9 protein-coding genes are annotated in these 8,255 nt (G+C 47.1%); 3 read left to right on the top strand and 6 right to left on the bottom strand.

Translation table 11 applies throughout. The features are described from left to right. Window positions 1–171 precede the first annotated feature (171 nt). Complete coding sequence (locus tag QUB14_RS27535; RefSeq protein ID WP_333221247.1) at window positions 172–1,314, top strand: NACHT C-terminal helical domain 2-containing protein; 1,143 nt, start codon at window positions 172–174, stop codon at window positions 1,312–1,314. Between the two features lie 190 nt (window positions 1,315–1,504). Here the strand turns inward: QUB14_RS27535 and QUB14_RS27530 are convergent, their stop codons facing one another. From QUB14_RS27530 to QUB14_RS27515, 4 genes are all read right to left on the bottom strand, one after another. Beyond that, window positions 1,505–2,092 (bottom strand): zf-HC2 domain-containing protein, encoded by a 588-nt coding sequence (locus tag QUB14_RS27530; RefSeq protein ID WP_333221248.1) that lies wholly within the window; start codon window positions 2,090–2,092, stop codon window positions 1,505–1,507. Window positions 2,093–2,232: 140 nt separating this feature from the next. After that, the gene (locus tag QUB14_RS27525) at window positions 2,233–2,892 is read right to left on the bottom strand and encodes a sigma-70 family RNA polymerase sigma factor (protein WP_006631278.1); all 660 of its coding nucleotides are present in this window, start codon (window positions 2,890–2,892) and stop codon (window positions 2,233–2,235) included. Between the two features lie 122 nt (window positions 2,893–3,014). Beyond that, entirely contained in the window at window positions 3,015–3,506 is a 492-nt protein-coding gene (locus QUB14_RS27520) for a molybdopterin synthase catalytic subunit (protein ID WP_190659969.1), read from the bottom strand. A 90-nt stretch (window positions 3,507–3,596) separates the two neighbouring features. Further along, window positions 3,597–3,743: a hypothetical protein gene (locus QUB14_RS27515; protein WP_333221250.1), complete on the bottom strand. Its 147-nt coding sequence runs from the start codon at window positions 3,741–3,743 to the stop codon at window positions 3,597–3,599. A gap of 396 nt (window positions 3,744–4,139) precedes the next feature. On the opposite strand from QUB14_RS27515, the gene QUB14_RS27510 reads away from it, so the two are divergent. Then, window positions 4,140–4,538, top strand: a complete 399-nt coding sequence (locus tag QUB14_RS27510; protein WP_333221252.1) for an SH3 domain-containing protein — start codon at window positions 4,140–4,142, stop codon at window positions 4,536–4,538. 137 nt (window positions 4,539–4,675) lie between these two features. On the opposite strand, the gene QUB14_RS27505 is transcribed toward QUB14_RS27510, so the two are convergent. Then, complete coding sequence (locus QUB14_RS27505; RefSeq protein WP_333221254.1) at window positions 4,676–5,656, bottom strand: aspartate carbamoyltransferase catalytic subunit; 981 nt, start codon at window positions 5,654–5,656, stop codon at window positions 4,676–4,678. Between the two features lie 651 nt (window positions 5,657–6,307). Here QUB14_RS27505 and QUB14_RS27500 point away from each other — a divergent pair. Continuing rightward, complete coding sequence (locus tag QUB14_RS27500) at window positions 6,308–6,526, top strand: DUF4327 family protein (protein WP_006631282.1); 219 nt, start codon at window positions 6,308–6,310, stop codon at window positions 6,524–6,526. Window positions 6,527–6,698: 172 nt separating this feature from the next. Here the strand turns inward: QUB14_RS27500 and QUB14_RS27495 are convergent, their stop codons facing one another. After that, window positions 6,699–7,940, bottom strand: coding sequence for a protein kinase domain-containing protein (locus tag QUB14_RS27495; protein ID WP_333221256.1), 1,242 nt, complete (start codon window positions 7,938–7,940; stop codon window positions 6,699–6,701). Window positions 7,941–8,255 lie beyond the last annotated feature (315 nt).

Below are 8,255 nucleotides of genomic sequence, written 5' to 3'. Positions count from 1 at the left end.
ACTGCACTATACTTGATTTGCTTTTTTGTACATCCTACCTAGTTTATCATTTGTTCGGTCTTAAGTAAACCGTATTGCCCTATATTGTTGAATCTGACTTGTTTAGTATTCCAAGCCAAAGCAGATTTTCCCTCCAACAGAGCCAACTTGTATGAGGAAGGACTGGAAATTATGCTCAGAAAATGGGATGAAACCAGAGGCATTCAACGGGATGAAGTTTATCGCAATTTAAATTTTTCCCACAAGCAACATTTACTTGCTTTTGTGGCAGCTATTACTTTTGAAAGGGGCGATTACTTTTTTGAAAAAAACACAGTTCAGCAATTGATTGCCGACTATCTAGCTAACTTGCCAGATGGCACAACTGACCCCGTTCAGTTGGAGAGCCATAGTGAGGTTGTGCTGAAGGCTATCGAGGCACAACATGGATTATTAGTGGAGAGGGCAAGAGGGATTTATTCGTTTTCTCATCTAACATTCCAAGAGTATTTTACTGCTACAGAAATAGTTAACCATTCCGCTCCACAAGCTTTGGGAAAACTGGTCAGCCACCTAACCGAGAAGCGTTGGCGAGAAGTCTTGTTGTTAGCAGTTGGGATGTTGCAAAAAGCTGATGAGTTTTTACTGTTAATGAAACAACAAGTTGATGGACTGGTCGCTAAGGACAAGCAGTTACAGCAATTCCTACTGTGGGTAAACCAAAAATCCCTTTCTGTTGATTTTCCTTACAAACCTGCGGCAGTGAGATTCTTTTACTTTTCCCTTCTTCCATCCATTGAGCTTGCTCTTCATCGTAACCCTGAAAGTTTCCTTGACCCAGCCCTTTACCTTGCCGTTAAACATACCTTTGATCCTGCTATTGAAATTACCCTGGACCTTGTTCTTGACCTTGCCATTTTGCCTGTACTCGACGGTGCTATTGACCCAGCCCTTAGTCTTGCCCACGACATTCTTCTTGTCCCTCTTGTTGAACCTGAATTAATGCAAGCACTGCAAGAACTTAAGAAACAGCTACCTCAGCCAGATGGTGATAAGGAAATATTTAGGAAATGGTGGCAAGCTAATGGACAAGTTTGGACTAGCAAATTAAGAAAAATCATCATTTCCTACCGCAATATAGGTCACGATTGGCAATTTAGCGAACAGCAGAAGTCATTGCTAAGGAAGTATTACGATGCTAATAAAGTGCTGGTATATTGCCTCAATAGCGCTTCTAATGTATCTCCTGCTGTGCGGCAGGAAATTGAAGGAACATTGCTGTTGCCGATCGCACATCTCCACAAAACCGGTGACAAGTGCGATCGCCCGCTCTAATTCCACTCGCTACCTACTCCCATATTAAGATGCGAGCGCCCCACAATTCCTCATTCAAAGCGGGGAAAGTGTCAAAGGATATATCCACCTTGAAAAATTGGGAAAAATGGCAAAAAGCCCCCTTTTTTAGGGAGCTTACTTAGCGACTTCAGTTAAGCTCAAAACAGAAATCCTACTGCGCCTTTGGCAATTACTTTTGAGGGGTTGCTACACGAACTTTGGGAATATCCATTATCGGTGCATTCACCCCAAGCATCAAATCGTTAGGATTAACAATCTCCACCAGAGGCTCGTTCAAAGCCATAATCAAACCGTCCGATTCACCCGGAACGGGCGATCGAGCAAACTGGGGAGCAAACAATTGGCGCTCGCCACCGACACCAGACACTAGCGCAATCAACAAAGCTGCGATCGCACCTCCACCCAAAATCCAAGTTTGTTTCGGCTTGCGTTCCACCCGCTGCAAAACCTTCGTCGCCAACTCTTGTGCAGATTGTTCCGCAGCAGGCACCGGCATTGCCTGAAAACTCTGCTGCATCATCAGCAGTCGTGAGTACAAACGTTTCGTAGCGGGGTCATTTGTCAGCCACTCCTCAACTTGCCGACGTTCTGTCGCCGTCACTTCACCGTCGAGGTAGGCACTCAGCAATTCAAAACGATCGCGCATCATAGTAGTTACATTCCCCTGGGGATAATTGTTGTTAGCTTGAGTTTCAGCGAGTGAATCCCCGATACCTTGCTGATTCTGATTTTTATCCGATTCAAAGTTATAATTCATATTTCAAAATTGCTTTAATTGGGGGAAGGATGCCCTCGGGGTTAGAATGATTTACTGCTTTTTTATATTTTAAAAAAGAAGTTTTGATGTGACAGCACACATCACCAAATCTTCTTGCTCTGCCTCTAAAAGCACTATTGCTAATTACCATCGAGATATTTTTGCAATTCCAACTGCAATCTTTGGCGAGCTCTAGCAATTCTCGACTTGACAGTTCCCAGAGAAACTCCGGTCATTTCGGCTATTTCCTCATAGGCTAAACCTTCAATTTCTCTTAAAACAATTGTCGTGCGGAATACTTCCGGCAAATCGGCGATCGCCACCCGCAACTGGTCGTAAAATTCTCTAGTCGTCAAATCTTCATCAGGCCCCGGACTGTCGGCCGGAATTTCCCAATCTACCTCGCCATCTTCCAGAGCACGGGGTACGTCCAACGACAGCGGAGTTCGCACCCGCTTGCGCTTCCGCAACTCATCGTAAAACAAATTAGTGGCGATGCGGCTCAGCCAGCCCCGAAATTTAACAGGCTCTTGCAAGCGGTTAATATTCCGGTAGACCCGAATCCAGACTTCCTGAGCCAAGTCTGCTCGGTCTTGCCAGTCAGGGGCCAAGTGATAAAGTACCCTGTCTACGTGGGACTGATACCGCTTCAACAGTTCTGAAAAGGCAGTGCTCTCAGGTCGATTTCCTTCCTGACAACGCAATACCAAGTCATAATTAGAGAGTTTTTCGGCTGGCAATTGCACTCTTTGAACGGTCGCCACAACCGCAGACCAGGACACGGAAATAAAGTCGCTCATCGGTGGAATTGGCTCATCGAACATTCCACACTTTTTGACGGTAGCAGATCCCGATTGGTTCCCGCGCTCGGAAACTGCGATCGGCTTCAGTCATCAAACAGTCAATGACTGCTGACTGCTTACTAATGCCCGACAACCTCGCACGCTCCAATACTAACCCAACTGCTAGAACCGTCGGCCCAATGTTCCTTTTTCCAAATCGGTACATTGTGTTTGAGCGTATCTATCGCGTACTGGCAAGCTGCAAAGGCCTCCCCCCGGTGGGGACAGCCAACAGCCACCAGTACGCTGATTTCGCCCACCTGCAAGTGTCCGACTCGGTGGTGAATGGCGACCCGATTGACATCGGCCCACTGGCGGCGGATTTCCGTAGCGATTTGCTGGAATACTCGCACGGCCATAGGTTCGTAGGCTTGATATTCTAGGGAAACTACAGCTTGACCGTCAGTTTGGTTGCGGACTGTACCGCTCATCATTACCACGGCTCCGTTCGCGGGGTCATCTGCCAAAGCGTATATTTCCTCTACAGACAACGGCGCTAAGGTAATGGCGAAGCTGTCTGATTCATGGCGTTGAGGAATTGTGCCGATCGAAAGTGCAGCGCTAGAGTTCATTGCCAAAGAAGTGGTGGTGGAGAAGTTAATTGATCTTGACACAAATCAAGTCGCGATCGATCTTGCATCGTTGTCCGGGAAACGGGGTGGCTAATGTTGAGAGCCATCTCGTAGCACGGGCGAAGACCCGACGCCATCACCCCGAACTTTTGTACCAGTGCGATCGGCTACAATATAACTCGCCCCAACCAAATTAAGAGCGTGATTGAAGACGAGCAGGATGCTTGTTCGATCCAATTAACTGCCGATATTGCTGTAGCAACTCAATAAATAAGCACACCCCAATAAGTAGTGTCATTCGTAACTCGGTACAAGCAATCTCAAACCCCAAGCGATTACTTTGTTCCCTTTTGAATGACACAGTTAACTTTAATTCGATCCTCCTACTTATCGGTGTAGCCAAAATTTTTAGCAGCAGATGTAAACTTTATTTATTTTTTTGTTCCGGAAAGCTACTTAGATGACATGATATACCTGTGCAGGGTTGAGGCAAATTGGCGGATACTAGACAAAAGCAAAATCGTAACGCCCTCATGTGCCTTATATGAAACATAAGTTAATAGTTTGGGCTGTTAATGGAGGTTTCGACCTGAGTCTGCACCAATAAATGTTAAAAACAATTACGAGGAAACTATGGAAGCACTAGCATTGAGCCACTCTTTTGTTGCTTATGAATCTCCAGAGTCCGAACTCCAAGTCAAGTCCTTAGACGAGCTGGGCTTGAAAATTCCTAATTCTGCATGGATAGGCGTTGCAGGTATGGCAGTAGCCCTATCTGTTCTGAGTGTCGGTGGCGAAGCCCAGGCCGCTTGCTACTCCCGCTGCGGCAAGAAAAGCCATCACGGCCATCACAGCTACGCCAAAGTTGTCACGAATGGCAGCCGACTGAATATCCGCAACCGCCCCGATAGCTGTTCTCATGTAATCGGCAAGTTATATTATGGCGATCACGTAAAATTGACCGGTCGTTCCAAAAACGGCTGGCTCCAACTCAAAGGTGGTGGCTGGGTGTCTGCATCCTGGATCTCCTAACTCTTAACTAGAACACTTTACATTTCTAGAAAGAGTTTTAATCGTTACCCGGCCATACTGGGTAACGATTATTTTAAAGAGGCGATGGAGATTGAAAATAATCAAATATCCAAAATTCAAGACTAACAACTAACAGCCTAAACTTTACCACCGCCGATCAGATAAAGTAATGCCATCCGCACCGCCACGCCGCTGGTAACTTGCTGAGAAATCAGGCTAAACTGGGCATCGTCCATCAAATCCGAACTAATTTCCACGCCGCGGTTAACCGGGCCTGGGTGCAACACCTTCACATCAGGCTTGCAGAGTTTGAGCCGATCGCGCGTAATCCCGTACAAAGAATGGTACTCTCGTAAACTCGGCAGCAAATGGTCGCTCATCCGTTCCTTTTGCAGCCGCAAAGTCATCACAAAATCAGCATCGGCCAAAGCAGGTTCAAGCTGCCAATGCAAAAATAACTTGCCTTCCCTACCATCGCCACACTCAGCAAACAACAGCGGCAGCAAAGTCGGCGGCCCGGCTAAATGGACCTCTGCCCCAGAAGCCGTTAGACTCCAAATATTAGACCTAGCCACCCGCGAATGCAAGATATCCCCCACCACAGCAATTTTTTTACCCGCTAAAAGTTCCAGCCGCGGACGTTCGGTATCTAACAGAGTACAAATAGTAAATAAGTCTAGCAAACCTTGTGATGGGTGTTCGTGCTGGCCGTCTCCTGCATTGAGAACGCTGACTCTCGAACCCAAGCGATCCATTTCCGAAGCAATTGTGCTGGGAACTCCAGCTTGTTCGTGCCGGATCACCATCAAATCCGTTCCCATCGCCAGATAAGTCTTAGCCGTATCCAGAATAGTCTCTCCCTTCGTCAGAGAAGAACTTCCCGGGGTAAAATTCAGCGTATCCGCTGACAGTCGCTTCGCCGCCAACTCAAAACTATTGCGAGTTCGGGTAGAAGGTTCAAAAAACAAATTCGCGACCACTTGACCCTGCAGGGCAGGCACTTTCTTCGTGCGGCGGCCGAGCACCTCCCGAAAACTGGCTGCAGTTTGCAGCACCGTATCGTATTCGTCCGAGGTAAAATCAGCCAGAGTGAGAATGTGTCGCCTTGTCCAAGTCATACAATTTTAGATTTGAGATTTGAGATTTGAGATTTATTGAATCAAGACGGACGATGGGTTTGGAACTTGCCTGCGGGTCCGCGTGGGACAGCCTAGAATGTTCGATCGACATTTAGGGGTGGCGATCAACAGTATCCAACAATTTTCGATCGCTTTTGCGGTAAGTAGAGTTATAATCAGTTTATGTAGCTCAGACCCCACTCTCACAGCGAACCCAGCGTCGAAGGTGAAACAGGTGTGGTTTACCCGCAGGAAAGCGGAAATTACGCTGTAGCAGCGAAAGAGCAGTAGTTGCAGTTTCTCCTACGCAAACTCAGCCTTGTCAAGAACAAGCCGAACGTAGCCCTTGCATCTGCCACTATGTGGAAACAACGATGTGGAAACAATCGAGGCGGCAAACCTCCCACTGTCGATCGACAGCATATAGCGGGACAATTTAAAGATGATTAATTCTTTGAAGTCGGTCTTGACTCTTCAGTCCTGCTTATAGGCCCTTGTCAAAACGAACAGTGTTAAGATACAAGTTGAATATGTAGCTTCCCGACAAAAATCTACACGTATCTTGGCGAGACTGTTCTTGGCGAAACTGCGGTAAAAAGTGAGAGCTGGGAAGTGGTAATTACACAAGATTTAAACAATTCAAGAGGTATTATGAGCCAGCAGGTTATACAGCCGATGGTTAAGTTCCAGCGTCAGGTGCATTCTCTCGTCACGTCTGACATTATCAAACCGACAGACAGTATTTGGAAAATTGCTCTGCTTTACGGCGACGAATGGCCGTACTGGAAACAGCAATTGCTAGAGTTTGATTTTTCTATGCAAGACCCCGTGAGCGAGTTGATAGCTGTAGAAGCTTGGGACGAGGAATAACAGAGGAGACGGAGGAATTGGGTGTCGAAGAGAAATCCCGAGGCGATCGGGTAAATTTTCTTTCATAAATTTCCGTTGCTAGCTTCTTCCCTCTTCGCTCTTCCCTTTGCCTTCTTCCTAATGACTTGTGACTTTTGGCTTTTGGCTTTTGAGTTTTGACTTCTGACTTTTGTTAAAGGGAAGCTGCTAAAGCTCGAGCTAATTGTTGAGCAGTTTGAAAGCGAGCCCCAGGCTTAGCTGCCGTGGTTCGCAAAATCGTCTCTCGCAGCTTGGGGGCGATCGTCGGAATATTTTCGATCTTAAACCCGTAACCTCCAGCTATTTTCCCGTAAAAGTTTTGAGGGCTTTGGGCCGTCAGCAAAAAAATCAAAGTAGGCCCAATAGCATATAAATCCGACTGAGGCAGAGGCTGTCCCCGGTCTTGTTCTGGTGCGGTGTAGCCTTCAACGCCGATGCGAGTGCCCGGAGGAGTGCCGATTTCTTTAACGGCGCCAAAATCCAGCACTGTAATGCGATTGTCCCGGTGCCGCACCAGCAAATTAGCAGGTTTAATATCCCGGTGGACGATCGGGGGTTTTTGAGAGTGAATGTAGTCCAAAACCTCACAGGTTTGGATCATCCACTCTATTGCTTGTTGGGGAGCAACAGGGCCGCGGTTGTAGATGCGTTTTTCTAAATCCTCGCCGTGGAGCATTTCCATCACCAAGTATTTTTTGCCCCCTTCCACAAAAAAGTCAAAAAACTGAGGAATTCCCTGATGGTGGAGGGCCTTAAGAGTTTTAGCTTCACGTTCAAACAGTTCTTGAGCTTTGGCGATTTGAGCCATATCAGCATTCATTTCCTTGAGGACTACCAGAGAAGCGGCGGGGGAACTTCCGGGTTGTTGAGCTTTCGCTTTATCTCGATCCCAGGCTAAAGTCGTTGTCCCCATACCGCCTTGGCCCAAAGTTCGCAGCACTTGGTAGTGGCGCACCGTGCGATCGACTTTAATCGGTTCGCCGCAGTGGATGCAGAATAAATTCCCCGGCGGGTTTCCCGCATGGGTACACCTCGGGGGGGCGAGATTGACGGTGGGGTTCGCCTCAATCTTGCCGCCGACTTCAATAGTAATAACTTGGAAATGCAGAATTGGGCCGCCCCGCGCCAACTGGATCAGGGCACCGTCGGATATCCAACCCTGAGACATGAGAATACCGTTTACCAAAGTGCCATTTGTCCCCGAATTGACTAAGTACCACTGACTGGCTCTCCCGTTATTAACTCTTTGCAGTTCCAGATGCTGCCGCGACACTAGAGCATTAGGGATCACAACGTGATTGTCTGGAGAGCGGCCGATGCGAATAATGGATTCGCTCTCGAAACTCCACTGTTGCAGGGGGGTCTGTTTTTCTGGGTCTAAAAGAGTCAGCAGCATTTTTGATGGATGTGGTTAATCTGCTAATAACTAGCAGGAGTTGCCCCGCTTCTGGCTGGGCAATTCTTTTGCCAGCGCCAACTGTAATAGCTGGCTATTGAACGAGGAACTAATAACTAGCTGGCGTTGCAGCGTTTAACCGTAAATTTACTAGAAATCGATCTGTTGCATCGTTCGCGTAATAGGTATTATTACTATGATTTCAGCCCTTAGCTTCATCAAATCTTGATTAAAGCACATTAGACCTCTTGCAAAATAATTTTATGATATAATGAAAGATTTTGCTGAGAGTTGATTGAATCCCAACTCCTAACT

This window comes from Microcoleus sp. B3-D2 (genome assembly GCF_036705345.1).
In the GTDB taxonomy this organism is placed as follows: Bacteria; Cyanobacteriota; Cyanobacteriia; order Cyanobacteriales; family Microcoleaceae; genus Microcoleus.
This window is presented reverse-complemented; position numbering and strand designations above follow the sequence as displayed.